Consider the following 26,389-nt stretch of genomic DNA (forward strand, 5'->3'; position numbering starts at 1 on the left):
TATTTTAGAAGTCAAACTATGAAATTACAATGAGGTTGATAATCATTATCATTTATATTACCATACAAATATGATGTGGATCGAAGGAGTGAAGGTGAATGTCGAATGATATGGATTCAACTAATAACTTTACAAAGGAAATGATCGATAAGGCTGTTCGGCTATGGACGCGCTCATCCATTTCACTAATAGATGTTCGTTACAAGTTGATTCATCCGGACAAACCAATCCAAAGTTACCGAATGCCGACTAGTATGCTGGTGTATACCTGTGGTGGAACGGCTAATGTAAAATTGGATCAAACACTATATCAATCGGAACGTTTTGGTATTTTTCATGGAGGAAAAGGAACGGAAATATCAATTCATCCTGTAAGCAGCAGTGTCGAGACTTACATGGTGCTATATAGAGCAGAAACTCCGCCATTTTACAAAAGAGAAATTTATCGCTTGTTAGAACAGATAAATCCGTTTATACAAACGTATGGATTCTCACCAGGGAATCCCACTTTTTTTATGGAGAAGTTTTTGAATATGAAAAACCATTGGAATCGAGAATCTGTGTTAAATCAATTTTATTCAAAGATTATACTGTATCAGATTGTCTATGAGATTTACAATGAGTTAGAAAAGGGAGATATACTTTATTGCCAGCCTGATTATGTGGTAATAGTCAAGCAATATCTGGAACAACACTATAGCGAGTCTGTTTCCATTCAACAACTTATTGAAATGCTACCCATTAGTAGGAGCCAGTTAATTAGGCTTTTTAAAAAACGCGAGCATAAAAGTCCTCAGGAGCTCTTGAATGAGAAAAGGTTGGATTCGGCTAAGTGGCATTTGCAATACACAAATGCAACTATTCAAGAAATTGCTGTTGGGTGCGGTTTTGTGGATGGACTAAATTTAATCCGAATGTTTAAAAAATATAACCATATGACACCGAGTGAGTACAGGATAAAAATGATAACTGATAAGGACATTAATGATATTGATAATGATTATCAACCTCAATACAATGAGAGAGAACTATATAAATTAGTCAAATCTAAGGGAAATGAGGAATTGTTGATGTTAGGGAAGACAAGAAACAAGGAAATAATTTTTGCAGCAGCCTTGAGCTTGATGCTGTTGTTATCGGGATGTACATCAAATGCGCCTGTGAATAAGGGAGCGACGGGGAGCCAGTCAGAGACGCAAACACAGACTACATCAAATGCTGAAGCTAAGGGGATGCCGCAAACGAGAATTGTGAACACACTAAAAGGAGATGTGGAAGTACCCGTTAACCCGCAGCGGGTCGTTGTCCTGTATTTAATGGGTGACCTGCTTGCTCTAGGAATAAAGCCTGTTGGTATTTCCACTCTAGTTGGGGAAGGCGATGCGGCAATCGCTAGCGAATTGGATGGTATCACCACTTTAGGAGATGGGCAACCGAGCCCAGAAGCGGTGCTCGCCCTTAATCCAGATCTTATTATTGTTACAACAGATGAAATTTACGACAAACTTCATAAAATTGCCCCTACTCTTTATATACCATATGACTTACCAGTGGAAGAACGTATGGACATTCTGGGGAAAGCATTTGGTAAAGAAGATCAAGCTAAAGAACTTTTGGACAATTTTTATAATAAGGTGGAACTAAGCAAGCAAAAGCTGCAGCAAGCTGGTATTTTGGACAAAACAGTCACAGTTATGGAAAGCAACAAAGGTTCTATGGCAGTAATGGTGGGGATGGGTTACGGACGAGGATCACAGATTATTTATCAATATTTGGGAATGAAAGCACCTGAGATCGTGCAACAAAAAATAGAAACCTCCAAGAATGATGCGACCAGCATGGATGTCTCCTACGAAGTGTTGACTCAGTATGCTGGTGACTATGTATTCCGCTCTGCCTTTGAAGGAATGGAAGATTTATCAGACAACCAAATTTGGAATAACATTCCAGCCGTGAAGGATGGCCGGTTAATAGATATGAGCTTTGGCTTGTTCTTCTACAATGATATCTTCTCGCTAGATAAGCAGCTTGACTTTGTCGTGGATAGCTTGCTAAGCTCTGTGGAATCAGAGGAACTCCGATGAGTGAAATATAATGTCTGTATTCATAATCGGAAAAATTTCTGCCTACAGTTTAATCATGAATAGAATGTTTGTTAGGCTCTAAAATTAACTATGAAAAGTACTGAACTTACGCTGAACAAAGCTTAATCTAGTGATTTGAAAATATTAAAATTGTGGGTCGCGTGGTTGGAGTTTGTATAATAGAAAAGACATTGATATGACCGGCACTGACCTCAATAGTTAGAAAAATACAAAAGCATCTTCGATTGAATTCAGGTTTAGATACTTAAACTTCAATTAGGAGGTGCTTTTTCTTTGCGTAAAAGTGTGAGTTATCCATATGAAAAAAAGTGAAAGACATTGAAATGCGGACAGCGGTTTATCAATGAAACAGGTTTTATATAATGGCATTGGCTACAACAAAAGGTAAGTCCCAAAAGCCTATACCAGCTACTTTTTTGTATTTAAAATACCATTTTGAACTGATTTTCGTTAAAATAAATAGTGTCCATTTTCATAATAGTTTTTCACAAGTGATATATGTAGTGAACAATAGGTTAATAAGCATGATATAAGTGTAACATTTGACTTTATAATTTTTGAACTGAGAGTATAGAGTTTTATCCATAGTGAGAGGATTTGGAATGAACATGATAGATAATTTTTGGCGTGATTTGCCGCGTCCATTTTTTGTACTGGCACCGATGGAAGATGTCACAGATGTTGTTTTCCGTCAAGTAGTCAGTGAAGCCGGAAGACCGGACGTATTTTTCACAGAGTTTACGAATTCGGATAGCTATTGTCATCCAGAGGGACAGAAAAGTGTGCGGGGTCGTTTGATTTTTACAGAAGATGAACAGCCGATGGTGGCACATATTTGGGGGGATAATCCTGAGTATTTCCGTCAAATGAGTAGAGGCATGGCAGAGCTAGGGTTTAAAGGTATCGATATTAATATGGGCTGTCCTGTGCCAAATGTGGCATCGAGGGGAAAAGGGAGTGGCCTTATTTTACGTCCTGATGTGGCGGCAGAATTGATTCAAGCTGCCAAAGCGGGTGGACTGCCTGTCAGTGTGAAAACACGACTTGGCTATAAGGATGTAGAGGAATGGGAGGAATGGTTAACGCATATTTTCAAACAAGATATTGCGAACCTGTCGATTCATTTACGCACAAGAAAGGAAATGAGCCAAGTTGATGCACATTGGGAGCTCATTCCTGAAATCAAAAAATTACGCGATCGTATCGCACCTAATACGCTATTAACGATCAATGGAGACATCCCTGATCGACAAACAGGGCTAGAGCTTGCCGAAAAATATGGGATTGATGGCGTAATGATTGGACGAGGTATTTTTAAAAATCCCTTTGCTTTTGAAAAAGAACCAAAGGAGCATAGCAGTAAAGAGTATCTTGACCTTTTAAGACTGCAGCTCGATCTTCAAGATCAATATGAGGAAGTACTCCCACGCTCTATCACAGGACTTCATCGCTTTTTCAAAATATATGTCAAAGGATTCCGAGGTGCCGGTGAGTTAAGAAGCCAATTGATGAACACGAAATCAACAGATGAAGTGCGTGCATTGCTTGATCGCTTTGAAGTAAATTATGTTGAATAACAAAGAATCCTACTTTATTAGGGTGAGGTAAGCAGTATTCTGTCACTAAACAGAAACTTGCCTTTTTGGAATGTGCATATTACAATAAAAAGTAAGTTAATAGCAGGTTTGAGTAACTGAGAGACCATTGAAAACATATGTGCCTAGCGTACATATGCTTTTGATGGTCTTTTTTTATCGTTAAAATGATAAGGGAGGAAATAAATGATGAGTACAGCTTCTGCGTTACAACGACAACAAACAATAGAGGAGCTTCAAGATAGGGAGTACGATTTATTAGTAATTGGTGGCGGTATTACAGGGTGTGGTATTGCACTGGATGCTATTGCTCGCGGTCTGTCTGTAGCATTAGTGGAAATGCAGGATTTTGCAGCAGGGACTTCTAGCCGTTCGACAAAATTAGTACATGGCGGTTTACGTTATTTAAAGCAATTTGAAATAAAAGAGGTAGCAGAGTTAGGGAAGGAACGTGCCATTGTTTATGAAAATGGTCCACATGTGACAACACCTGTTTGGATGTTATTACCTTTTCATAAGGGAGGGACATTTGGAAAATACTCTACAAATCTCGGCTTGCGTGTCTATGATTTTTTAGCAGGAGTCAAACGTGCAGAACGCCGTTATATGTTAAGTACAGGTCAAACCATTGAGAAGGAGCCATTAGTGAAAACTAAGGGATTACTTGGCGGTGGTATGTATGTAGAGTATCGTACTGATGATGCTCGTTTAACCATTGAAGTAGCAAAGGCAGCCATTGAAAGAGGGGCAACATTATTGAATTATATAAAAGCCGAAAACTTTTTATATAATGAACAGCAAAAAATAAGTGGTATTGTTGCAACGGATTTATTAACAAATCATCCAATCGAAATTCGTGCAAAGGCTGTCGTTAATGCTGCTGGTCCATGGGTGGACGATGTGCGCACAATTGAAGGAAAGCAAGCAGGGAAGCATTTAATTTTATCGAAAGGTGTGCATATTGTTTTTGATGAATCCAAATTCCCATTAAAACAAGCTGTTTATTTTGATACACCTGATGGCCGCATGGTATTTGCGATCCCTCGACAAGGAAAAACATATGTAGGGACAACAGATACATTTTATGAAGGCGATGCTCGCAATATGGATATTTATCAAGAGGATCGCGATTATATAATGAACGCTATTCGTTATATGTTCCCAAGTGTGAAGGTGACCGATGCGGATATTGAATCAAGTTGGGCAGGCGTTCGTCCATTGATTCATGAGGACGGAAAAAATCCATCTGAAATTTCTCGTAAGGATGAAGTGTGGATTTCGCCATCGGGGCTTGTAACAATTGCTGGTGGGAAATTAACCGGCTATCGTAAAATGGCTGAAACCGTATTAAATACGATTACACAAGAGCTAGAGCAACAATTTGGTATTAAATCCTCTCCATGTACAACAAAAAATATTCCGATTTCTGGTGGCCATATTGGCGGCTCAAGTAAATTTTATGCCTTCTTATATGACTATACAAGAGTAGGCAAGAAAATAGGCTTATCTGAGGAAGAGGCCAAATTTTTAACACAGCATTATGGTAGCAATGTAGAAATTGTTTTTAATTATGTAAAGGAAGGACACCCAATCTTACCATCATGGCTGTATGCGCAATTAATGTATGGTATTCATCATGAAATGGTCGTTCATCCAAATGACTTTATGGTTCGCCGGACAGGGTATATGTTCTTTCAAATGGCAATTGTTCAACAATATGAAGAGGCAATTCTAGATGAAATGGCTAAGCAACTCAACTGGACAGCACAGCAACGGACACAATATGAAGAAGATGTAAAGAAAGAAATAAAACGAGCGACAACTGCGCTATAATGATGTAGTTACTCTCAACATAATATAAGGGTGAGCGTTCACACTGTATTATAAGGGAAGGAGAGAATGGAATGCATTTTGATAATCAACAGGTGATTCCTGCTGCGCGTACCGTCAAGCAATTTGACGAGATAATAGCAAGTCCATTCGATTATATTGTGCTATTGGAGGTGCACATTAGCTTATTAATGTCTTTAAAGCGTGAGGCACATCGACATGGAAAAAAATTAATTATTCATGCGGATTTAATTCATGGTTTAAAAACAGATAATTTTGCAGCGGACTTTTTATGTAATGATATTCGTCCAGCTGGCATTATTTCAACGCGTTCCAATATGCTAATGAAAGCCAAAGCTCGTGGAATTATGGCTATTCAACGTGTGTTTTTGATTGATACGATTGCTCTTGAAAAAAGTTATTCGATGATTGAAACAGCGCAGCCTGATTATATTGAGCTATTACCTGGCATTATTCCTTCGATGATTCAGGAAATCCATGAGCGTACTCAAATCCCTGTTATTACAGGTGGCTTAGTGCGTACAGTGGACAATATTGAGGAAGCATTAGCTGGTGGTGCTATCGCCGTTACAACCTCTAATAGACAATTATGGGAAAATTTCAAAAAATAGTTGACTCTGTATGTTTTTTTCTCTAAAATGGACATAAGTTCATACGCACGTGGTTAGGAAAAGGAACCCACATTTGTTCATCTACATGTATTAATGTAGTTTGATTGGATGTGGGTTCCTTTTTGTTTTCTATGGGCTATTATCACAAAGGGGGATTAAACTATGTCTACGTTTACAGCTGAGCTGGTCGGCACAATGATTCTTATTTTATTTGGTGGCGGCGTAGTAGCAGGTGCCGTGTTAAACAAATCAAAAGGCTTTGGTGGAGGATGGATCGTCATTACCTTTGCATGGGGGCTTGGGGTTGCAATGGCAGCTTATGCGGTAGGTGGAATCAGTGGTGCACACCTAAATCCTGCATTAACAATTGCCCTTGCCACGATCGGAAACTTTCCTTGGGCAGATGTGCCAGCCTATATTGCTGCACAAATGATTGGTGCATTTTTAGGGGCTACACTTGTTTACTTTATGTATTTACCACATTGGCAGGCAACAGCAGATGCCGATGTAAAATTAGCGCCATTTTCCACAATGCCAGCTATTAAGCATCCTTTATCAAATCTATTATCAGAAATGATAGGAACATTTATTTTAGTTTTAGGAATTTTAGCTTTAGGTACAAATACTATTACAGATGGTTTAAATCCATTTTTAGTTGGTATGTTAATTATTGTAATTGGGATGGCTTTAGGGGGCCCAACAGGTTATGCCATAAACCCAGCTCGTGATTTAGGTCCACGTATTGCGCATTTTATTTTACCGATTGCAGGCAAAGGTGATTCTGGCTGGAGCTATGCATGGGTACCAGTTGTAGGACCTATTATTGGAGGTACATTTGGTGCATTGTTTTTCCAACAAATATTTGAAGGGAAAAATAGTATTGCGTTTTGGATTGTTGCAGTAATTGTGATTGCTATTTTCATAGGAGCACAATTAACGGTTAAGAATGTTCAAGTAGAAGACTAATTTATTTGGAGGGATTTCTATGTCAGAAAAAAAATATATTTTAGCGTTAGACCAAGGAACTACAAGCTCAAGAGCTATTCTTTTTGATGAAACGGGTAAAATCGTACACACAGCACAACAAGAATTCCAACAACATTTTCCACAAGCAGGCTGGGTAGAGCATCATGCAGAGGAAATTTGGTCATCTATTCTATCTTGTATTGCAACAGTGTTATCAGAAAAAGGTGTGAGTTCAAATCAAATTGCAGGGATTGGGATTACCAATCAACGTGAAACAACCGTAGTATGGGATAAACATACTGGCAAGCCTGTATATAATGCAATTGTTTGGCAATCACGTCAAACGAATGAAATTTGTGAGCAATTAAAGGAAAGCGGTTACAATGATTTATTCCGTGATAAAACAGGTTTATTAATAGATGCTTACTTCTCAGGTACAAAAGTGAAGTGGATCTTAGATCATGTTGAGGGAGCTCGTGAAAAAGCCGAGGCAGGAGAGTTGCTATTCGGCACAATTGATACTTGGCTAATTTGGAAGCTATCCGGTGGAAAAGTACATGTAACAGACTATTCAAATGCCTCTCGTACATTGATGTATAATATCCATGATTTAAAGTGGGATGAAGAACTATTAGAAATTTTAACAGTTCCAGCCTCTATGCTACCAGAAGTACGTCCTTCTTCTGAAGTTTATGGCTATACAGAGGAGGCATTATTCTTTGGCTCTGCTGTTCCAATTGCCGGAGCTGCAGGCGACCAACAAGCAGCCCTATTTGGTCAGGCATGCTTTGAGGAAGGTATGGTTAAAAACACATATGGCACAGGTTGCTTTATGTTAATGAATACTGGTGAAAAGGCAGTGAAATCAGATAATGGCCTATTGACTACATTAGCTTGGGGCTTAGATGGCAAAGTAACATATGCTTTAGAGGGCAGTATTTTTGTAGCAGGTTCTGCGATTCAATGGTTACGTGACGGTTTACGTATGTTCCGTAATGCAAGTGAATCAGAGCAATATGCAACACGTGTAGAGTCAACTGATGGTGTTTATGTTGTCCCAGCATTTGTTGGCTTAGGAACACCGTACTGGGATTCTGATGTGCGCGGAGCTATCTTTGGCTTAACAAGAGGAACTGCGAAGGAGCATTTTGTACGTGCTACGCTAGAATCATTAGCGTATCAAACAAAGGATGTATTAGCAGCGATGGAGGCAGATGCTAATATTCCGTTAGCCAAATTACGTGTAGATGGCGGAGCTGTAGCCAATGATTTCTTAATGCAATTCCAGGCAGATTTATTGGATGTTCCTGTTGATCGTCCAATTATTAATGAAACAACCGCTTTAGGTGCAGCGTATTTAGCTGGCTTAGCAGTTGGCTATTGGCATTCGACAGAGGAAATCAGCAAATATTGGAATTTAGAACGTCAATTTACACCTAATATGAGTAATGACCATCGTGATAAAATTTATGGAGGATGGAAAAAGGCTGTTGCTGCAGCGCAAGTATTTAAGTAAGCCAAACATTTGAGAGGTTGGGGCATAGCTAGCTTCAATTAATGAGAAATCCGAATTCGAATACATTCAAATTTGGATTTCTCTATTTTTTTATGTTGTCTCCAGATAGATCTTCACTGATGTCCAATTTTTCTTCTGGCATGAATTCTTTTTCAAACAGTCCATCGTATAGCTGGTTTGACTTTTCAATCAGTCTGTTTTGCCATTTGCATTAGCTATTGGTGCTCTAGCTACAGATGCTGATGGCGGGGTTCTTGTTGGTATGCACGGCTTTTTATTTATACAAGCCCTACCATTCGTCATACTTCTGATATTTTTATTTGAAAAAGGTGAAGAAAGCGTCCAATTCTTTATAGAATTGTGCATTTTTGTCGTTAGGAATAGAGGATTTAGAGAGATGTCAGAGAATTGTATATAAGTACCATTATATGTAATGACGTGCTTATAGGAGTTGTATGAAAATGGTTGTGACAACGAGACCGTTAAAAATTAAATATAAAAAGTTAGCTAATCCTTTTCAGGAGTTTATGCAGGTTAGTCCTAACAATAATGCCCTTACGAAGGAAGTAGTCTTTCTACGGTATATTGGTATACCTGATTCTGTAGATCTTTATAAAGAAGATATTTTAAAAATGGATGAGTATTTCACAAAGCAAAGCGTATTTTATTTACGACTACATAGGCTTGAGGTCATCAATAATAAAAAAGATGCAGATAGACTGTCGGAGCTTTGGGAGGATTGGCAGGTTGCTGCTGATAGTATGCAATTACTGTATGAGAAATCTTTATGCGGTAAATTAGCGAATGATCAACTTGAATGGACAAAAAAGCTTAGCTTTAAAAATATTCTCCATCTTTTTAAAGAACAACAGCCACATGCGAATGACACTTTATTAAAAAACTTTGCAGTTAAATTTTTATATTGGATGGATTATTATTTACCACAAATTTTTTCTAAGGAAAATCAAGCATCCTCTAAAATTGTTTTTATAGGGGACATTACGCAGCATGAATCATTATTCTTATATTTCTTATCGACACTTGGCTGCGATATATGCTATATGAATCCTAAAGGGGATATCACAAATTTGTATCCTATCATAGCAGCATCCTCTAATTTACAGAGTTGTCCTGATTGCTATGAAAAAGAATTCATAATCCCTAAAATGCTTTCGATGAAAAGCATACCACCACAACAACCGACGATTCTTCCAACCGCTAGTTCTAGCACGGTTACTTCAGAAGAGTGTAGTTATGAACAGTTGGCTTCTTTAGCGACATCTGTTGTCATGATAAAGACATTTGCCGAGGATGGTGAGTTGTTATGTTTTGGCTCCGGAGTTGTTCTCCATCGCGATGGCTATATTTTGACGAACTTGCATGTAGTAGGTGGTGGGAAATATTATTCTGTGCTATATGAAAATGATCCAAACGAATATACTACGCATCAATTTGTGAAATATCATGATATACATGATTTGGCTATTTTGAAAGTGGACAGAACAGGCCAACCTTTACCTGTTAAAATGGATAGTCATTTAGTCAGAGGACAAAAGATTGTAGCGATTGGCAGTCCTCTCGGTTTATTTAATTCGGTCTCTGATGGAATTGTTGCGGGATTTAGAGATATACAAAAAATGTCTATGGTTCAATTTACAGCTGCTATTTCAAACGGAAGTTCCGGTGGTGCTTTATTGGATATGCAAGGGAGGTTGGTCGGTTTAATTACAGCTGGTTTTAATGATGGTCAGAATCTTAATTTAGCTGTACCGGCTCATGTCATCTATCAATTTGCTCAAAACTTTATTGAGTTACCTAGTTAGTTTCCACTATTCAACCATTGCTTTTTTATGCGTAATCTTATAGAATGTAGAACGGTATAAATGAACGAAATAAATCACCTTTAATACGGTCCAGAGAGGCTGAAAAGGGCTACATGATATTTTTAGGCTTATAATATCTTTGCTTTGGCATGCCCTTTTGTCTTCTCTGACTAAAGGGCTTTTATTTTTGTTCAAATACACCTCTTTTAAAGGAAGTCCTGTGAGGCTTCAAAAGAGAATGGACAAAACAACTATAATCCATTCACTCGAACGCTAAAAGAGAGAGACAACAAAAATCTGGAGGTTAGAAAGAATGGATTATCGAAAAAAAACCGTGGTCGCTTCAGTGGCCGGGTTAACGCTAGAAGGAATGGACATTATGTTTATTTCTTTTGCGATGACAATGATTATTGCAGAATTTAACATTGATCTGGCAACGGGTGGATTAATTTCATCTATCACGAATATTGGTATGCTTTTAGGTGGGATTATTTTTGGTGTGCTTGCAGATAAGTATGGTCGGGTAAAAGTGTTCACATATACCATCATATTGTTTGCAATCGGTACTGCCTTAACAGGAGTAGCAACAAGTATTGAACAAGTTTATGTATATAGATTTATCGCTGGACTAGGTGCTGGTGGGGAGTACGGTATCGGAATGGCGCTTGTCGCCGAGGCTTGGCCAAAAAATAAACAAGGAAGAGCCTCTTCATATGTGAGTGTAGGTGCACAATATGGAGTCATCTTAGCAGCTTTATTAAGCGCTATTATTTTACCGACACTAGGATGGAGAGCACTATTCTTTGTTGGCGTATTACCTGTAATCTTTGCCTTTATCGTACGGAAAAATCTTCATGAATCACCAGAATGGCTGGCGTCACAAAACAATCAACGTAACAAAGAGAAAAAAGGGAAATTGGCACAGTTATTTGCAACACCTCGTGTCACTATGACGACCTTAACCTTAATATTAATGGCAACTGTTCAAATTGCAGGCTATAATGGCCTGATGATCTGGCTACCATCGATGCTCCAAAAATCGCAAGGCTTATCTGTTTCAAGCTCAGCATTGTGGACAATTAGTACTGCAGTCGGCATGATTATCGGCATGCTCACTTTCGGAAGATTTATGGATCGTTTTGGTGCGAAACGTGCATTTGGTATCTTTTTATTGGCTTCTGCATGTGCCGTATTTCTATACTCCTTTGCGACAGGAGCTGTAGCTATATTAATGGGCGGTGCAATTGTAGGTTTCTTCTCTAATGGGATGTTTGCTGGCTACGGTGCATTAATTAGTAGCTTCTATCCAGTGCAAATTCGTAGTACAGCAACAAATACAATTTTTAACTTTGGTCGAGCAATAGGTGGATTTTCACCAATCTTTGTCGGCTATATTTTACAAAGCTATGATATGACTGTCGTTATGATTTACTTAGCAGCGCTATATGGCATTTCCTTTATGGTCATGCTAACGCTAAAAGGCTCTACTGAGGACTTGCAAACAGCTTAATCCTAACTATTACAAAAGAACGAATTCCACTTCAAAAAGAGAGGGATTCGTTCTTTTCTTGTTAGTTTTTAATTATAATAAACCTTTTGAACGTTTCTCAGCAATTTCCACGAGGCGTTTTGTAATTTCTCCTCCAACGGAACCATTAGCGCGAGAAGATGCTTCTGGCCCAAGCTGAACGCCAAACTCTTGTGCAATTTCATATTTCATTTGATTCACGGCTTCTTGTACACCAGGTACTAGAAGTTTATTTGAGCTACGATTATTATTAGCCATTATTCTCACCTCCTTGCATATAGAATGGTTGCCTACATATTTTTCATACATTTTAAAAGAAGGAAACGCACACGCTAATTGCTAACAGCAACAACTTGTGGAAATCAAGCTAAAATGAGCAAACTGTCTGTTATAATAAAGCCTGGCTCTTTGCTAAAGAAGGTTGATTAAAAGGAGGAATTTATCAATGACGAATAATGATATTCTCATTCGTTTACGCTACGCGTTAGATATAAAAAATGTAGATATGGTGGAAATATTTAAGCTAGGTGGCATGGTTTATACGAAGGAAGAAATATTAAACATGCTTCTTAAGGTTAATGATGAGGAAGAAGCACCAGAACAATACATCAAATGTAATAATAAAATGGTAGAAGCCTTTTTGAATGGATTCATTACTTTTAAACGAGGTCCCCAAAAGCCAAAGGAAGGTCAGCCAGAAGGTCCATTACCTGTCTCGGGGAAAGAAAGCCCAAATAATATGCTTTTAAAGAAAGTGAAAATTGCCTTAGCTTTAACAACGGAGGACATGCTTGAAATATTATATGATGGGGGGATTAAAGTAACAAAAGGTGAATTAGGTGCGATTTTAAGAAACCCAGGTCATCGTAATTATAAAGAATGTGGCGATTCATTTGTTCGTAATTTCTTAAGAGGCTTAACATATAAATATAGAGAATAATGCGCTAATATAGCGAGAATCAATCATAAAGTACCATTTTTTTCTTTTAAATTAGTTGACAATTTGTGACGAAATTGTGTACAATCAAATTATCACAAAATGTTCACAAAAAAGATGAAAAATGTTCACAAACAAAGGGGTGCTTGTATGATTTATTTTGACATCTTATTAGTAGCTATTGCATGTGTTACAATGCCTTTTATTGTTGCAGTTATGCTAGATATTTTTTATGCAGAACGAAAAAAAGTTCGTTTTTCATTAAGACGTACTTCATTATGGTATGTGGCTATGTTTGCTCTATCCTTTATACCATCTGTATTACTGATTACACAAAACGTATAAATTTTTCAAACACTTAGGGGTAAGTGGAAAAATATGCAGCTGTGACATGAATCCATGTTGTAGCTGTTTTTATTTTGCTAATAAATTCGAATAACTAGTAATGAAGTAGTATAAAATATGTATATTTTAAATTGGTAGCATTGACTACTTTTTCCCATTGTGTTAATTTTGGGAGGGAAAAGATAGGCAAATTTACTGAAAAGTAAAGATGCAAAGCTACAGGTCTAAGGAAATAAGTACTTAGATGGCTAGGTTGCAAAAGAGTGCTAGTTGTATCCATTAAATTCTAGTTTTAGTTCTTTTATGCCTATTTCTTTCGGAATAGGCTTTTTATTTGCAAAAAAACGTATAAGGAGGAAAAAAGTCATGAAGTTATGGAAAAACATCTCATTAAAAAACAAACTTTTATTGACGGTTTCCATTGTTGTGTTATTGCTTATAGCCGTCATCACTACTCAAAGTATTAAAGAATTAAACAATCGAATGACTGTTGATTTGGAACAAGAATTAAAAAGCGTTGGTTTGTTAACATCGATGAATTTAGATAGTAATGAAGTGAAGGATTTATTGTCTGAAAAAGGAGAAACGAACGCCAAATTTACGAAGGTACAAAAGCAACTCGATATGATTCAAGAACAACAAGGTATTATGAGTTGGAGTTATATTTGGGATGTACAGGATGAAGGTGGGGTCAACCCGATTGGCTATACATCTAATTTGAATGAGGTCTATGAAGCGGGAGAAATTTTTACCGATTTAGCGAATGAGCATGTAGAAACAGCAAAATTAGCTATTCAAAATAACAGTACGGAAGTAACAGATATATTCGAAGATCCTTTTGGTTCCTGGAGAACAGTTTTCAGCCCCATTCACGATGATAATGGGCAATTGATAGCGCTATTAGGAATTGACTACTCTGCGGACTATATCAATACCATTATTAAAGCCAGTGTTATTAAGCAAATTGTCATTGCAATTATCGGAATTTTAATTTTATTAATACTAGTTTACATAATTATAGATCGTTTATTAAAGCCACTTCAAAAGGTGGTAAATGTAGCAAACCAAGTAGCAAATGGGGAGCTAATAAATGTTGATTTAGATATTACTAAAGATGAAATCGGCAATTTATCAGCATCTATTCAAACAATGGTTGCCAATTTACAACATATTATTTTAAACATCAGAAATACTTCGAATCATGTATCTTCAGCAGCGACTCAATTAACGGTCAATGCTGGTGAGACTTATAACAGCTCTACTAATATTGCCAATGATGTAAAGCAAATTACCCAAAATGCAGAAGCTTCTATGACAATGACAGAGGAAACAGCTGCTGCTATGGAGGAGACTGCAACTGGTATCCAACAAATTGCTGACTCGGCTAATACAGCGGCAGAATCTTCTATTTCGGCATCACAAGCATCTGAACGAGGCAATCAAGTTGTGCATCAAGTTATTGCACAAATGGAATTAATCAATGATTCAGTTGAGCAAATTGGCACGACGATTAACGGCTTACATGTTAATACTAAAAAAATTAGTGACATTGTCAGCTTAATTACGGCTATTGCGGACCAAACAAATCTTTTAGCATTGAACGCAGCCATTGAAGCGGCACGAGCAGGGGAACATGGGAAGGGCTTCGCTGTTGTAGCTGATGAGGTGAGAAGACTAGCTGAGCAATCCTCACAGTCAGCAACTGAAATATATAATTTAATTAGTTCGATTCAGTCAGATTCCAATGCCTCTCTTACTGTTATGGAAAAAGGAAAAGAAGATGTAAAAGTAGGTATGACATTTACTAATGAGGTGGGAGAAATCTTTAAGGAAATTCTTACTTCCTCAGAAGAAGTGGCAAATCAAATACGTGAAATTTCGGCAGCCTCTCAGCAAATCTCTGCCTCCTCGGAGGAAGTGGCTGCATCTGTTAACAACATTAAACAATCTGCAGAATTATCGGCTGATTTTTCTGCTAATGTTTCCAAATCTACACAAGAGCAGTTAACGACAATGCTGGAAGTGAAAGATGCTTCCTCAGCTCTTGGGCAAACAGCAGAAGAGCTTCAAGCACTTGTGACAAAATTCAAATTGGAGAATGATCAAGATGAACATTAATTTTACAGGCAAAAATGTTTTAATTACTGGCTCTAGTAAAGGGATTGGCAAAGCCATTGCATTAGGCTTTGCCCAACATGGGGCTAATATTTTAATCAATTATATTGGGGATGAGCATGAGGCAGAGGCAGTTCGTATGGAGGCTGAAGAGTTTGGTGTTAAAGCATTGACCTTCCATGCAGATGTTTCTAAATCTCAGGAAGTGCAAGACATGTATCAATATATGGACAAGTATTTAGGAGAAATTGATATTCTTGTGAATAATGCTGGGTTTGCACAGGCATCCAGCATTACTGATTTGACGGATGAGCAATGGGACAAAATGATTAAGGTTCATCTATATGGATGCTTCTATAATTGCCGTGAAGCTGCTAAAAGAATGAAAGACCGTGATACAGGGAAAATCATTAATATTTCTTCTGATATTGGGAGCTTAGGCTGTGAAGAATTTACGCATTATTCTGCCGCTAAAGGTGCTATTAATGCCTTTACAAAAGCATTAGCTAGAGAATTAGCACCATCTATACTTGTTAATGCAGTAGCTCCAAGTGGTACGTTTACGGACATTTTAAAAGAGTTTGGGGACAACTATGTGGAGGAAGAATCGGCAAAATACCCATTAAAACGTTTAGCACAGCCAGAAGAAATCGCCAAAAGTGTGTTATTTTTAGCCTCTCAGCATGCTAATTTCTATACAGGTCAAATATTAACACCTAATGGTGGCGTTGTAATGAACGGATAATGGAAACTAAGGAGTACGTGCATGTTAAATATAATCATCTTTAGCTTATACTTACTATTTATTTATTATATTGGCTATAAAGGGTACAAGCGTGTCAACACAGCAGAGGATTTAATTGTTGCTGGATGGAGTATGCCTCTTTCTGTTGTCACAGGAAGTTTAGTCGCGGCATTATTAGCTGCTCCATTCTTTTTTGCAGCAGTGGGCTCAGGCTATACGAGTGGAGGCTTTGAAGGATCAGCAACAATGGGTGGCTTAGGAACTTGTATGATTCTTGGTGCACTCATTTGGACAAAGCCACTACGTCGTTTAAAGGGCTGGACATTAGCAGATTACTATGGCTTGCGCTATGGTAGTAAAAAGCTAGGTGCCTATACAGGAGTTGTAATGGCCATTGCCTTTGGTGTATTTAATGCAGCAGCATTAACAGTCGGTGGTACATATATTATTCAGCAGCTATTACAAATTGACTTCATTCCTGCAGCACTTCTATTTGTATCGTTAACAGCTATCTATTCGGTTATAGGTGGTTTATGGGCAGTTGCTTATACTGAAATTGTACAAGGGGCACTTGCCGTAGCAGGGATTCTAGGAATTACTATCTTTATATTATTTTACTATCCAGATGCGACCTTTAATCCTGAGTGGTGGAATATTCATACATTGTTTGAGAAAGCAGGAGCTGAGTTTTGGACGCTATATCTTGTCTTAGCACTTGGGGACATTCCAGCAGTTGATCTTGGTCAAAGGGTAGCAGCGGCGAAAAGTCCAAGAGTAGCTCAGCGCAGTATGATCATTGCGGGGACTATAGTTATTGCGATCAGTTGGATTCCAGGAATGTTGGGTGAAGCTTTCAAATCAATTTATCCTAATAGTACTAACCCAGAAACATTAATGCTTACCTTTGCACAGGGTTATTTCCCACCGCTTTTGGCAGCCATTTTTTTAACGGCCATGGCCGCTATGGGGATGTCCACGGTAGCTGCATGCTATGTAGCGACTTCGGGGATTGTTACAAAGAACATTTATTTAGATTTTATTAATCGTAACCCTGATCCTAAAAAACTGCTAAGATTTTCACGTGCTGTTATTCTATCAAGCGCTTTACTTGGGCTAGTGTTAGCGATCAGCTTTCAAAAGGTGATTGATTTAGCGTATTTAGCATGGGATGTTATTTTTGTAACGATATTCTGGCCAATCGTTTTAGGACCTTTTTGGAAACGTGTGAGTACACCTGCTGTATGGGCAAGTATATCCGTTGGCCTAATCTATTACATTGTGACTTCATTGACGTTTGTTCCTAGTTTGACCATCCAATCAGAAGGATTCCTTGGTCTATTAAATGAATTATGGCAGGCACCCGTATTTTCGGGCGTTGTTATTACGGGGATTACTATTGTAGTCGTAAGTCTACTCGTGCCACCATCACAGCATGTTCTTGAGATGCACAAAATAGAAAAAGATAAAACACTAGACGACGTAAGCAGTAAAGAGGAATTAGTCGGTCGCTAATAGAGAACATGAGATCCTTGTACATTCATCGATCTCATGTTTTTTATGTTGGAGAAATAAGTATGAAAAGATAGATTCATGAATAGATTGCTAGTACATTAAACTATTTCTCTAGCGATTATCTTCATAAAGGCGGGATATGAATGAAAATTATTTTCTTCATTTTATTAGGGATCATCTATCTTTTTCTAGCAAATGCGATTGAACTAGCCATTATTAAGCAGCTCTTTTTTTTAATCGGTTTAGCTTTAGTGAGTATAGGAATTATTCGGTATATAAAAGAGCGTTATGTGGAATCACAAAAGTATGCACAAATGAAGGAAGCTAGTGAGGAGGAGATGAAGGCGATCCCTCACACTCAATGCCTATTATCAGAGGACGCTTTAAAGGGGTTATTGCTAAATGAACATACAAATATGCTTATCTTTGCTCAAAGGGAAGAATTAGAGGAAGAACTTAAAATAATAGAAATTCCATTTAGTAAAATCTATGAAGTAGCTATGATGGAGGATGAAATGTTCGTACTCCGAACTAAAAATTACTTAATGAGCGGCTCGTTGTTAGGGGAAGAGGAAGATTTAGCAGAAGAAGAGGAAGATGAAGAGGATGACACGGTTTCACAACTATCATTAAAGTTTGTAGTTGATCATTTATCAGAGCCTATTTTAGAGTATATATTTATGGATCAGGGGGAACATCCTATAGCGAGAGATGAGGAAGAATATGAAGAAGCAATGGAATTATGTGAGAAATGGTTTCAAAAGATAAGTGTTATTATTAAGCGCCATGAGCTGGAAAGAGTGCCGATTAGACATTGGCAATAATGAAAAGATAAAAGCTATCTCAAAGCTAGAAATAATTGAGATAGCTTTTAACATTGTTCTTTTAAATTTTAAACTGTTTTAATTGTCCATTTAATTCCTCTGCTAATCCAGCGAGCTGATTAGCGCTTCGAGCTATTTCATCCATAGTAGCGGCCGTTTCCTCCACAGTCGCTGTCGTTTGTTCAACGCCAGCAGCGGATTCCTGTGAAATGGAGGCCATTTCATCAATAGAAGCATTGATCGATTCTGAACCATCGGCTAGTAGATTTAAATTATCGGAGATCGTAGTAATATTATCAATCATATCCTCTACAGCACTCGATATTTGTTCAAATGTTTCACTTGTTTGGTCAAGCTGTGCTGTTCCTCTTTTGACTTCCTCATAGCCTGTCTGTAAGGCAGTAGTGACAGTACCTGTCTCACCTTGAATACGGTTGACGATTGTTGAAATATCAGTCACTGAGAATTGTACTTGTTCGGCAAGCTTGCGGACCTCATCTGCTACAACGGCGAAGCCCTTCCCATGCTCCCCTGCTCGTGCCGCTTCAATAGCTGCATTTAAAGCAAGTAAATTGGTTTGGTTGGAAATATCATCTATCACAGAAACCAGTTTGGAGATTTCAGCAGACTGATCATTTAAATTTTCAACCTTTTTCACAGAATCTAACATGATTTCATTAATAGCGGCCATTTGTTGTGTAGATTGAATCATTAAGTTTTTGCCACTAATCGTTAAATCTTGAACCTGGCTAGAATGCTCTTTTAGCTCAGTACCTTCTTGTGTTGTTTCTTGAATACTACGTTTGAACGCTGTCATCGTTTCTGCTAAATCACCTGTTGTAGAGGCTTGCGTTTCTGTGCCAGAAGCTAGTTCCTGCATAGTCACTGTAATTTGTTCAGTACCTGCCTGTACTTCATTGGAAGATTGCGCTAGCTCCTCGCTACTTGCTGCTACAGTTTCAGAAACCGTATAGATGGATTGAATGGTTTGCTTTAATTGAACATTCATCTCGTTTGCTGAAGACATTAACGTTCCAATTTCATCGCGTGTTTTTACAGTTAATGGGTCAAGCTGTAAATTTCCATCTGCTAGTTCTTTCATACGATTTGCTACTACCTTAATGGGCTTGGAAATCGTACTAGCTGTAACAATGGCGATTAGAATACCAATAATCGTTAAGATAGAGCTGAAAATAATACCGATCGTACGATTGGTAGAGCTCGTTGTTACAACATCATTACCAACAGCTGTAATAGCTTCTTCACGGTCATTAGCTAGCTGTTCATAGCCATTACGTACGTTCGACACGAGATTTTGTGTATCCATTAAATTTTCTAAAGCTAGTTCCTTATTGCCCTTTTGATAGACATCGAATACCTCTGTCTTCACAATTTGGCTCCAATCACGTGCAAGTTCTACAGTTTTAGTGCGTTCCTCGGATGTATCATATTTGTCTAGAAGCGCATTATTATCCTCAGCTATTTGACGATACTCATTAAACGTTTCCTTATATTTTTCATCGCCGGTTAACACATAGTTTAAGGCTGCCGACAATCGGACACTCATAGAGAGTGCTAAATTGTTACTTGCATTGAGTACTACTAAATCTTCCTTCACTAAAGCTTTTGCTTGTTTCTCCATAGCTGTATTGGAAGTGTAAGTGTAACCTGTAAAGCTAACGACTAAAACTAACAAAAGTATAAATGCACTTAAAATTTTTGCTTTAAGTGTTTTAAACTGATAAATGCCTTTCATTTCCCCATCCCTTTACCTAACTCCATATAGAGTATTTTGAATAACAACTTTTATTTTATAACTATTTAGATAGATTAATAAGCCATTTGGTAAAAATAATTAAAAATAGTTTTTTAGTTCAACAGTATAATTATTTTTCTTTTATGAATAGTAAAATATGTATAGCTGACGGATGGTTGATTATAATAATTATGCGAAATTTCCTAATGGCAAAGAAAAAACACCTGATGCAAAATGCCTCAAGTGCCTTGAATCATATATTTATTGTTTTTTACTTTTTGCCTGTCGCTCCCACTGTAGTAAAGAAGGATAAGGATCAAATGCCCATTCAGTTCTTCCATTAAATTTATAGATGCCATAATGAAGATGAGGTGGGAATTTTCCAGATGTACCTTCTTTGCCGTAACCAGAGCTTCCGACATAGCCGAGCACAGTGCCAGGTTCCACAATTGTGCCTACTTCAATATCCTTATGATAACTTCCAAGGTGGGCATAATAGTGATAAGAGTTATGATTATCACGAATGCCGATACGCCAGCCGCCAAATTGGTTCCAACCTTTTACTTCGACCACCCCATAGGAGGTAGATAATACAGGTGTTCCATAATTGGCAAAAATATCGGTTCCCTCATGTATACGACGTCCACCCCAACCTCTATTGGCGCCCCATGTTCCTCGATAGCTGTAAGTAGAGCGGATATTAAGTGGGAAGGTATGAGCATCAAGCTCGATGGTTTTATAATGTCTGTATAAAGTAGAAATGGTAAAAATTTGATTGACTGCTTCTTCACTGCCGTAGTACTCCCATAAGGCTAATTTAAAATCCTCATCAGTTGTTCCATATTTAGCTAAGTAACTGGCCATTGAGAAGATGACATCCTCATCGTCCTTAGGGCTAGCAATGCCATCATTATTACCGTCTAGGCCCATTCCTCCAAAATAGCTAATGGTTTCGGGTTTGCTGTCTTCCTTTACAGGATTTAATGCGCCAGACCAATACTCATCAGAAAATTGAATGGACAAATAGCCATCTCGCTTTGGAATATCTTTTCGAACGGATTGTAAATTTCTCTCATATTGATCAATAGCAGCTAAAAAATGCCAAGGAATGAGCAATTCATCAAATTGTACATAATAAGACATACGCTGCTGCATAATTTCTTCTTCCGTCTCTGCCTCCTTTGCAAACGAGGCAGGAGGGTAGAGTGTAATTCCTAAAAGGATGAAAGTTAAAAGAAATGTAAAATGACGACGCAATGATGGACCTCCTTTCTAAAGTTTAGAATAACCGAAATTTTTATCTTCATTCCAGAAAGCTTTTTCCTGACGATTTAGACAATGTTTTCCCGGTTTTTTTGGCAATAAAAAAATCCATAATAAGAAGAAACTTCTCTAAAGAAAAAGTAATCGGTATCATCATGTCATTTGCTTCATACTATGTTATAAATCAAGCCCTGAATGGAGGGAAGGCTATTAACATTTTAGATAAGGTGAAAAGCTATCGCGAAGAAGAAAATAGGCTGAAGTGGGAAGGCACATTTGCAGATTATTTAAACATCATTAGGGAAAGACCTGAAGTTGCACAAACAGCCCATTCACGCGTCTACAATATGATAAAAAGTGCTGGTGTAGAGGAACGCGATGGGCAAAAAATGTACAAATTTTTCGGACATGAAATTTTTGGGCTTGAAACAGCAATTGAAAGACTGGTGGAGGAATATTTCCATCCAGCAGCACGCAGGTTAGATGTTAGAAAGCGTATTTTATTATTAATGGGACCAGTTAGTGGTGGTAAATCAACAATTGTTACTTTATTGAAAAGAGGGTTAGAGCAATATTCTCGAACAGACGAGGGTGCGGTCTACGCAATTAAGGGATGTCCAATGCATGAGGACCCATTGCACTTAATTCCACATCATTTGCGTAATGAATTCTTTGAGGAGTATGGCATAAGAATTGAAGGAAGTTTATCGCCTTTAAATACAATGCGTCTTGAAAAGGAATACGATGGACGTATTGAAAATGTGATGATCGAACGAATTTCTTTTTCAGAAGATAAACGAGTAGGGATAGGAACATTTACACCTTCTGATCCGAAATCGCAGGATATTGCCGATTTAACAGGAAGTATTGATTTCTCCACTATCGGTGAATTTGGTTCTGAATCAGATCCCCGTGCATATCGCTTTGATGGGGAGCTCAATAAAGCCAATCGAGGAATGATGGAGTTCCAAGAGATGCTGAAGCTGGATGAAAAATTCTTGTGGAATTTATTATCTTTAACACAAGAGGGCAATTTCAAAGCAGGAAGATTTGCATTAATTAGTGCGGATGAGTTAATTGTAGCTCATACAAACGAAACCGAATATCGATCCTTTATTTCTAATAAAAAGAATGAGGCATTACATTCCCGTATTATTGTTATGCCTATTCCGTATAACCTAAAGATGAGTCAAGAAGAGCATATTTATGAAAAGATGATTAAAGAGAGTGATATGTCCCATGTTCATATTGCGCCGCATGCTTTAAAGGCAGCAGCAATCTTTTCGGTTCTTACAAGATTGGAAGTGCCGAAAAAACAAGGTGTGGATCTAATTAAGAAAATGCGCTTGTACGACGGAGAAAATGTGGAGGGATTTAATTCCGTTGACTTAGAGGAACTGAAAAAAGAGTTTCCTAATGAAGGCATGAACGGTATTGATCCGCGCTATATTATTAATCGTATTTCATCGGCTATTATCCGCAAAGACGTGCCATCTATTAATGCATTAGATGTTTTACGAGCTTTGAAGGATGGATTGGATCAGCATGCTTCCATTTCTCAAGAGGATCGTGAGAAATACATGAACTATATTGCAGTTGCCCGCAGAGAGTACGATGATATTGCGAAAAATGAAGTACAGAAGGCTTTTGTGTACTCCTATGAAGAATCAGCAAAAACATTAATGAATAATTACCTTGATAATGTAGAGGCATTTTGTAATAAAAATAAATTATTTGATCCGCTTACTGGGGAAGAAATGAACCCAGACGAAAAATTAATGCGTTCAATTGAAGAGCAAATTGGCATTTCGGAAAATGCTAAAAAGGCATTTCGTGAGGAGATTCTTATTCGTATTTCTGCCTATGCACGAAAAGGCAAACGTTTTGACTATAATTCTCACGAAAGATTACGAGAAGCCATTCAAAAGAAATTATTTGCCGATTTAAAAGATGTAGTGAAAATTACAACTTCATCTAAAATGCCGGATGAATCGCAACTCAAGAAGATTAATGAGGTAGTCGCAAGACTTGTTGATGAGCATGGTTATAATACAACTTCTGCTAACGAGTTGCTGCAATATGTAGGAAGCCTGTTGAATCGATAAACAACTTTTATTGTTCCAAGTCAGATAGGAGTGTCCCAATTAGGGCACTCCTTTTACTATCAAAATGAGGGGTTTTTAAGGAATGAACTATTGAATTTATAAAAAACGTTCAAGAAAGTACTTCTCAAGCATAGTATAGAAAAAGCGAATTTGATAGATGGGTGAGGATAAAAATGACTGAACACGAAAATAAACGCTTTGTTATCTCTCAGGAAAATTGGTCCCTCCATCGTAAAGGACACCAGGACCAACAACGACATATGGAAAAAGTGAAAGATGCGATTAAAAACAATTTACCTGATTTAGTCAGTGAAGAAAGCATTGTGATGTCTAATGGTCGCGAGGTTATTAAAATACCTATACGTTCACTTGATGAATTTAAAATTCGATATAACTATGATAACTCTAAGCATGTAGGGCAAGGACAAGGAGATAGCAATGTTGGTGATGTAGTAGCACGAGATGGCAGTAAAGCAAATCAAGGTCAAGGTAAAGGAAAAGAGGCAGGTGACAAGCCTGGCCAAGATTATTATGAAGCAGAGGTCAGTATTGAGGAAATTCAAAATGTCTTATTCCACGAGCTGGAGCTACCTAATTTGCAGCAGAAGGAAAAGGCAGAAATCGTCACTGAAAAAATAGAGTTCAACGATATTCGCAAAAAAGGGTTAATGGGTAATGTGGATAAAAAACGCACCATTTTAAATGCATTAAAACGCAATGCGATGCACGGAAAAGCTGAAATTACACCTATTCATAATGATGATTTACGTTTTAAAACATGGGATGAAGTGGTAAAGCCAGAATCGAAAGCGGTAGTCCTTGCCATGATGGATACGAGTGGCTCAATGGGAGCATTTGAAAAGTATTGTGCTCGCAGTTTCTTCTTTTGGATGACAAAGTTTTTGCGTTCCAAATATGAAACGGTTGAAATTGAGTTCATTGCCCATCATACAGAAGCAAAGGTAGTTACAGAAGAGGAATTTTTCACAAAGGGAGAAAGTGGAGGGACTATTTGTTCTTCGGCTTACAAAAAAGCACTGGAATTAATTAAGGAAAAATATTCTCCATCACGCTACAATATTTATCCTGTCCATTTTTCAGATGGTGAAAATATTTCAATGGATAATGAAAAGTGCTTGAAACTAGTTGCTGAATTGATGGATGTATCCAGTATGTTTGGGTATGGAGAAGTCAATCAGCATAATCGTTTTTCAACACTTATGTATACCTATAAAAAAATTGATGATCCGAAATTTAGACATCATATTTTGAGAAAAAAAGGCGATGTCTATGATGCTTTAAAGAGCTTTTTCAAGAAAAATGAGGAGTAATATGGAAGTTATATTAGTATCAACGTTCAAGGGAGGGGGCGTAAAATGGACACAAAAGAGCTTCAGCGAGCAATAGATGAAATTACCGAAATTGCCTCAGGCTTTGGCTTAGATTTTTATCCAATGCGCTATGAAATTTGTCCAGCAGATATTATTTATACATTCGGCGCCTATGGAATGCCTACTCGTTTTTCCCATTGGAGCTTTGGTAAGCAATTTCATAAAATGAAGCTTCAATATGATTTAGGGCTTAGTCAAATTTATGAGCTCGTCATAAATTCTAACCCATGCTATGCATTTTTACTTGATACGAATACGTTAACGCAAAATAAATTGATTATCGCCCATGTTTTAGCACACTGTGACTTCTTTAAAAATAATGTACGTTTTTCCAACACAAGAAGAGATATGGTAGAGAGCATGACAGCTACGGCTGAACGAATTGCCGGCTATGAAAGAGAATATGGTAAGGATGAGGTTGAGCAGTTTTTAGATGCCGTTTTAGCGATTCAGGAACATATTGATCCATCTATTTTGAGACCGAAGCTATCTTGGAGTGAGGAAGATGAGCAAGAGGAAGAAAAGGCACCAATAAAATCGCCATATGATGATTTATGGAGCTTAGAAGAAAAAGATAAAGTGTATAAACCAATTAGACGAAGATTAAAGCAGTTTCCACCAAAACCAGAAAAGGATCTTTTATTATTTCTAGAGGAACATAGCCGCGAGCTGGAAGATTGGCAACGAGATATATTAACAATGATGCGTGAAGAGATGCTCTATTTTTGGCCACAATTAGAAACGAAAATAATGAATGAGGGTTGGGCATCTTTTTGGCATCAACGAATTATGCGGGAGTTGAACCTAACAACCCCAGAAACCATCGAATATGCCAAGTTAAATGCAGGAGTTGTGCAGCCCTCTAAAACATCCATTAATCCATATTACCTTGGCATTAAAATTTTTGAGGATATAGAAAATCGCTATAACAACCCGACTGATGAGATGAAGCGGTTAGGTGTACAGCCGAACACAGGACGGGAAAAAATATTTGAAGTAAGAGAGATTGAGTCAGATATTTCCTTTATTCGTAATTATTTATCAAAAGACTTAGCGAAGCGTGAGGATTTATATTTATTTCAAAAGAAAGGGAATGAATATCGGATTACCGACAAAGATCATGAGATGGTTCGAGACCAGCTTGTTTCAATGCGGGTCAACGGTGGATTCCCATATATTTTAGTGAAAAATGGTGATTATTTACGGAATGGGGAGCTCTATTTAATGCATGGCTATGAAGGCATGGAGCTAGATCCTCACTATTTAGAAAATGTACTACCGTATATATATCAGCTGTGGGGTCGTCCCGTGCATTTAGAGACATATGTGGATAGTAAACCGATGTTGTATTCCTATGATGGTACTAAAAACTATAAACGAAATGTTTAACAAAAAACTTCT

Annotated in this window: 20 protein-coding genes and 1 riboswitch; of the genes, 17 read left to right on the forward strand and 3 right to left on the reverse strand. The window is 37.7% G+C overall.

The window, feature by feature from the left end; all coding sequences use genetic code 11:
- Positions 1 to 98: 98 nt before the first annotated feature.
- The 8 genes from PI85_RS17760 to PI85_RS17795 all read left to right on the forward strand — a co-directional run bounded on the left by PI85_RS17760 (position 99) and on the right by PI85_RS17795 (position 11,977).
- Positions 99 to 2,084, forward strand: a complete 1,986-nt coding sequence (locus PI85_RS17760; protein ID WP_235318509.1) for an AraC family transcriptional regulator — start codon at positions 99 to 101, stop codon at positions 2,082 to 2,084.
- A 629-nt stretch (positions 2,085 to 2,713) separates the two neighbouring features.
- The gene (locus tag PI85_RS17765; RefSeq protein WP_036127373.1) at positions 2,714 to 3,682 is read left to right on the forward strand and encodes a tRNA-dihydrouridine synthase; all 969 of its coding nucleotides are present in this window, start codon (positions 2,714 to 2,716) and stop codon (positions 3,680 to 3,682) included.
- A 207-nt stretch (positions 3,683 to 3,889) separates the two neighbouring features.
- Positions 3,890 to 5,533, forward strand: coding sequence for a glycerol-3-phosphate dehydrogenase/oxidase (locus tag PI85_RS17770; protein WP_036127372.1), 1,644 nt, complete (start codon positions 3,890 to 3,892; stop codon positions 5,531 to 5,533).
- A gap of 71 nt (positions 5,534 to 5,604) precedes the next feature.
- A complete protein-coding gene (locus PI85_RS17775) occupies positions 5,605 to 6,162 on the forward strand; it encodes a glycerol-3-phosphate responsive antiterminator (RefSeq protein ID WP_016992235.1) in 558 nt (185 codons plus the stop codon).
- A gap of 162 nt (positions 6,163 to 6,324) precedes the next feature.
- Positions 6,325 to 7,128, forward strand: a complete 804-nt coding sequence (locus PI85_RS17780; protein ID WP_008173629.1) for an MIP/aquaporin family protein — start codon at positions 6,325 to 6,327, stop codon at positions 7,126 to 7,128.
- A gap of 19 nt (positions 7,129 to 7,147) precedes the next feature.
- On the forward strand, positions 7,148 to 8,644 hold the full coding sequence (gene glpK / locus PI85_RS17785; protein WP_036120660.1) for a glycerol kinase GlpK: 1,497 nt from the start codon (positions 7,148 to 7,150) through the stop codon (positions 8,642 to 8,644).
- A gap of 461 nt (positions 8,645 to 9,105) precedes the next feature.
- Complete coding sequence (locus PI85_RS17790; RefSeq protein WP_036120657.1) at positions 9,106 to 10,467, forward strand: trypsin-like peptidase domain-containing protein; 1,362 nt, start codon at positions 9,106 to 9,108, stop codon at positions 10,465 to 10,467.
- 313 nt (positions 10,468 to 10,780) lie between these two features.
- Complete coding sequence (locus tag PI85_RS17795) at positions 10,781 to 11,977, forward strand: MFS transporter (protein WP_036120654.1); 1,197 nt, start codon at positions 10,781 to 10,783, stop codon at positions 11,975 to 11,977.
- 72 nt (positions 11,978 to 12,049) lie between these two features.
- On the opposite strand, the gene PI85_RS17800 is transcribed toward PI85_RS17795, so the two are convergent.
- Complete coding sequence (locus PI85_RS17800) at positions 12,050 to 12,253, reverse strand: alpha/beta-type small acid-soluble spore protein (protein WP_008173624.1); 204 nt, start codon at positions 12,251 to 12,253, stop codon at positions 12,050 to 12,052.
- A gap of 187 nt (positions 12,254 to 12,440) precedes the next feature.
- Between PI85_RS17800 and PI85_RS17805 the strand changes: the two genes are divergently transcribed.
- The 6 genes from PI85_RS17805 to PI85_RS17830 all read left to right on the forward strand — a co-directional run bounded on the left by PI85_RS17805 (position 12,441) and on the right by PI85_RS17830 (position 18,473).
- Positions 12,441 to 12,935, forward strand: coding sequence for a DUF1456 family protein (locus PI85_RS17805; protein WP_036120652.1), 495 nt, complete (start codon positions 12,441 to 12,443; stop codon positions 12,933 to 12,935).
- Between the two features lie 147 nt (positions 12,936 to 13,082).
- Positions 13,083 to 13,277: a hypothetical protein gene (locus tag PI85_RS17810; protein ID WP_036120651.1), complete on the forward strand. Its 195-nt coding sequence runs from the start codon at positions 13,083 to 13,085 to the stop codon at positions 13,275 to 13,277.
- Between the two features lie 175 nt (positions 13,278 to 13,452).
- Positions 13,453 to 13,538: riboswitch (cyclic di-GMP riboswitch) on the forward strand.
- A gap of 105 nt (positions 13,539 to 13,643) precedes the next feature.
- The gene (locus PI85_RS17815; protein WP_036120648.1) at positions 13,644 to 15,395 is read left to right on the forward strand and encodes a methyl-accepting chemotaxis protein; all 1,752 of its coding nucleotides are present in this window, start codon (positions 13,644 to 13,646) and stop codon (positions 15,393 to 15,395) included.
- The gene (locus PI85_RS17820) at positions 15,385 to 16,137 is read left to right on the forward strand and encodes an SDR family NAD(P)-dependent oxidoreductase (protein ID WP_036120645.1); all 753 of its coding nucleotides are present in this window, start codon (positions 15,385 to 15,387) and stop codon (positions 16,135 to 16,137) included. The genes PI85_RS17815 and PI85_RS17820 overlap by 11 nt, the downstream gene beginning before the upstream one ends.
- Before the next feature lie 21 nt (positions 16,138 to 16,158).
- Positions 16,159 to 17,649 carry a sodium:solute symporter gene (locus PI85_RS17825; protein WP_036120643.1) on the forward strand — a complete coding sequence of 497 codons (1,491 nt, stop codon included), beginning with the start codon at positions 16,159 to 16,161 and terminating at the stop codon, positions 17,647 to 17,649.
- A 143-nt stretch (positions 17,650 to 17,792) separates the two neighbouring features.
- Positions 17,793 to 18,473 (forward strand): hypothetical protein, encoded by a 681-nt coding sequence (locus tag PI85_RS17830; protein WP_036120639.1) that lies wholly within the window; start codon positions 17,793 to 17,795, stop codon positions 18,471 to 18,473.
- 61 nt (positions 18,474 to 18,534) lie between these two features.
- On the opposite strand, the gene PI85_RS17835 is transcribed toward PI85_RS17830, so the two are convergent.
- Positions 18,535 to 20,229 carry a methyl-accepting chemotaxis protein gene (locus PI85_RS17835; protein ID WP_036120636.1) on the reverse strand — a complete coding sequence of 565 codons (1,695 nt, stop codon included), beginning with the start codon at positions 20,227 to 20,229 and terminating at the stop codon, positions 18,535 to 18,537.
- A gap of 261 nt (positions 20,230 to 20,490) precedes the next feature.
- Positions 20,491 to 21,486, reverse strand: a complete 996-nt coding sequence (locus tag PI85_RS17840) for a M23 family metallopeptidase (RefSeq protein WP_036120633.1) — start codon at positions 21,484 to 21,486, stop codon at positions 20,491 to 20,493.
- Positions 21,487 to 21,701: 215 nt separating this feature from the next.
- Between PI85_RS17840 and PI85_RS17845 the strand changes: the two genes are divergently transcribed.
- From PI85_RS17845 to PI85_RS17855, 3 genes are all read left to right on the forward strand, one after another.
- Positions 21,702 to 23,597: a PrkA family serine protein kinase gene (locus PI85_RS17845; RefSeq protein WP_036127370.1), complete on the forward strand. Its 1,896-nt coding sequence runs from the start codon at positions 21,702 to 21,704 to the stop codon at positions 23,595 to 23,597.
- A 173-nt stretch (positions 23,598 to 23,770) separates the two neighbouring features.
- Complete coding sequence (yhbH, locus tag PI85_RS17850) at positions 23,771 to 24,928, forward strand: sporulation protein YhbH (RefSeq protein ID WP_025115793.1); 1,158 nt, start codon at positions 23,771 to 23,773, stop codon at positions 24,926 to 24,928.
- Between the two features lie 45 nt (positions 24,929 to 24,973).
- Positions 24,974 to 26,377: a SpoVR family protein gene (locus PI85_RS17855; RefSeq protein WP_036120631.1), complete on the forward strand. Its 1,404-nt coding sequence runs from the start codon at positions 24,974 to 24,976 to the stop codon at positions 26,375 to 26,377.
- Positions 26,378 to 26,389 lie beyond the last annotated feature (12 nt).

The sequence above is a fragment of the Lysinibacillus sp. A1 genome (assembly GCF_000801965.1).
Taxonomy (GTDB): domain Bacteria; phylum Bacillota; class Bacilli; order Bacillales_A; family Planococcaceae; genus Lysinibacillus; species Lysinibacillus fusiformis.

Excerpts from the sequence above, each read along its gene's own strand:
- PI85_RS17760 (WP_235318509.1), top strand. The coding sequence starts at position 99 with ATGTCGAATGATATGGATTCAACTAATAACTTTACAAAGGAAATGATC.
- PI85_RS17765 (WP_036127373.1), top strand. The coding sequence starts at position 2,714 with ATGATAGATAATTTTTGGCGTGATTTGCCGCGTCCATTTTTTGTACTG.
- PI85_RS17770 (WP_036127372.1), top strand. The coding sequence starts at position 3,890 with ATGAGTACAGCTTCTGCGTTACAACGACAACAAACAATAGAGGAGCTT.
- PI85_RS17775 (WP_016992235.1), top strand. The coding sequence starts at position 5,605 with ATGCATTTTGATAATCAACAGGTGATTCCTGCTGCGCGTACCGTCAAG.
- PI85_RS17780 (WP_008173629.1), top strand. The coding sequence starts at position 6,325 with ATGTCTACGTTTACAGCTGAGCTGGTCGGCACAATGATTCTTATTTTA.
- glpK (WP_036120660.1), top strand. The coding sequence starts at position 7,148 with ATGTCAGAAAAAAAATATATTTTAGCGTTAGACCAAGGAACTACAAGC.
- PI85_RS17790 (WP_036120657.1), top strand. The coding sequence starts at position 9,106 with ATGGTTGTGACAACGAGACCGTTAAAAATTAAATATAAAAAGTTAGCT.
- PI85_RS17795 (WP_036120654.1), top strand. The coding sequence starts at position 10,781 with ATGGATTATCGAAAAAAAACCGTGGTCGCTTCAGTGGCCGGGTTAACG.
- PI85_RS17800 (WP_008173624.1), bottom strand. The coding sequence starts at position 12,253 with ATGGCTAATAATAATCGTAGCTCAAATAAACTTCTAGTACCTGGTGTA.
- PI85_RS17805 (WP_036120652.1), top strand. The coding sequence starts at position 12,441 with ATGACGAATAATGATATTCTCATTCGTTTACGCTACGCGTTAGATATA.
- PI85_RS17810 (WP_036120651.1), top strand. The coding sequence starts at position 13,083 with ATGATTTATTTTGACATCTTATTAGTAGCTATTGCATGTGTTACAATG.
- PI85_RS17815 (WP_036120648.1), top strand. The coding sequence starts at position 13,644 with ATGAAGTTATGGAAAAACATCTCATTAAAAAACAAACTTTTATTGACG.
- PI85_RS17820 (WP_036120645.1), top strand. The coding sequence starts at position 15,385 with ATGAACATTAATTTTACAGGCAAAAATGTTTTAATTACTGGCTCTAGT.
- PI85_RS17825 (WP_036120643.1), top strand. The coding sequence starts at position 16,159 with ATGTTAAATATAATCATCTTTAGCTTATACTTACTATTTATTTATTAT.
- PI85_RS17830 (WP_036120639.1), top strand. The coding sequence starts at position 17,793 with ATGAAAATTATTTTCTTCATTTTATTAGGGATCATCTATCTTTTTCTA.
- PI85_RS17835 (WP_036120636.1), bottom strand. The coding sequence starts at position 20,229 with ATGAAAGGCATTTATCAGTTTAAAACACTTAAAGCAAAAATTTTAAGT.
- yhbH (WP_025115793.1), top strand. The coding sequence starts at position 23,771 with ATGACTGAACACGAAAATAAACGCTTTGTTATCTCTCAGGAAAATTGG.
- PI85_RS17855 (WP_036120631.1), top strand. The coding sequence starts at position 24,974 with ATGGACACAAAAGAGCTTCAGCGAGCAATAGATGAAATTACCGAAATT.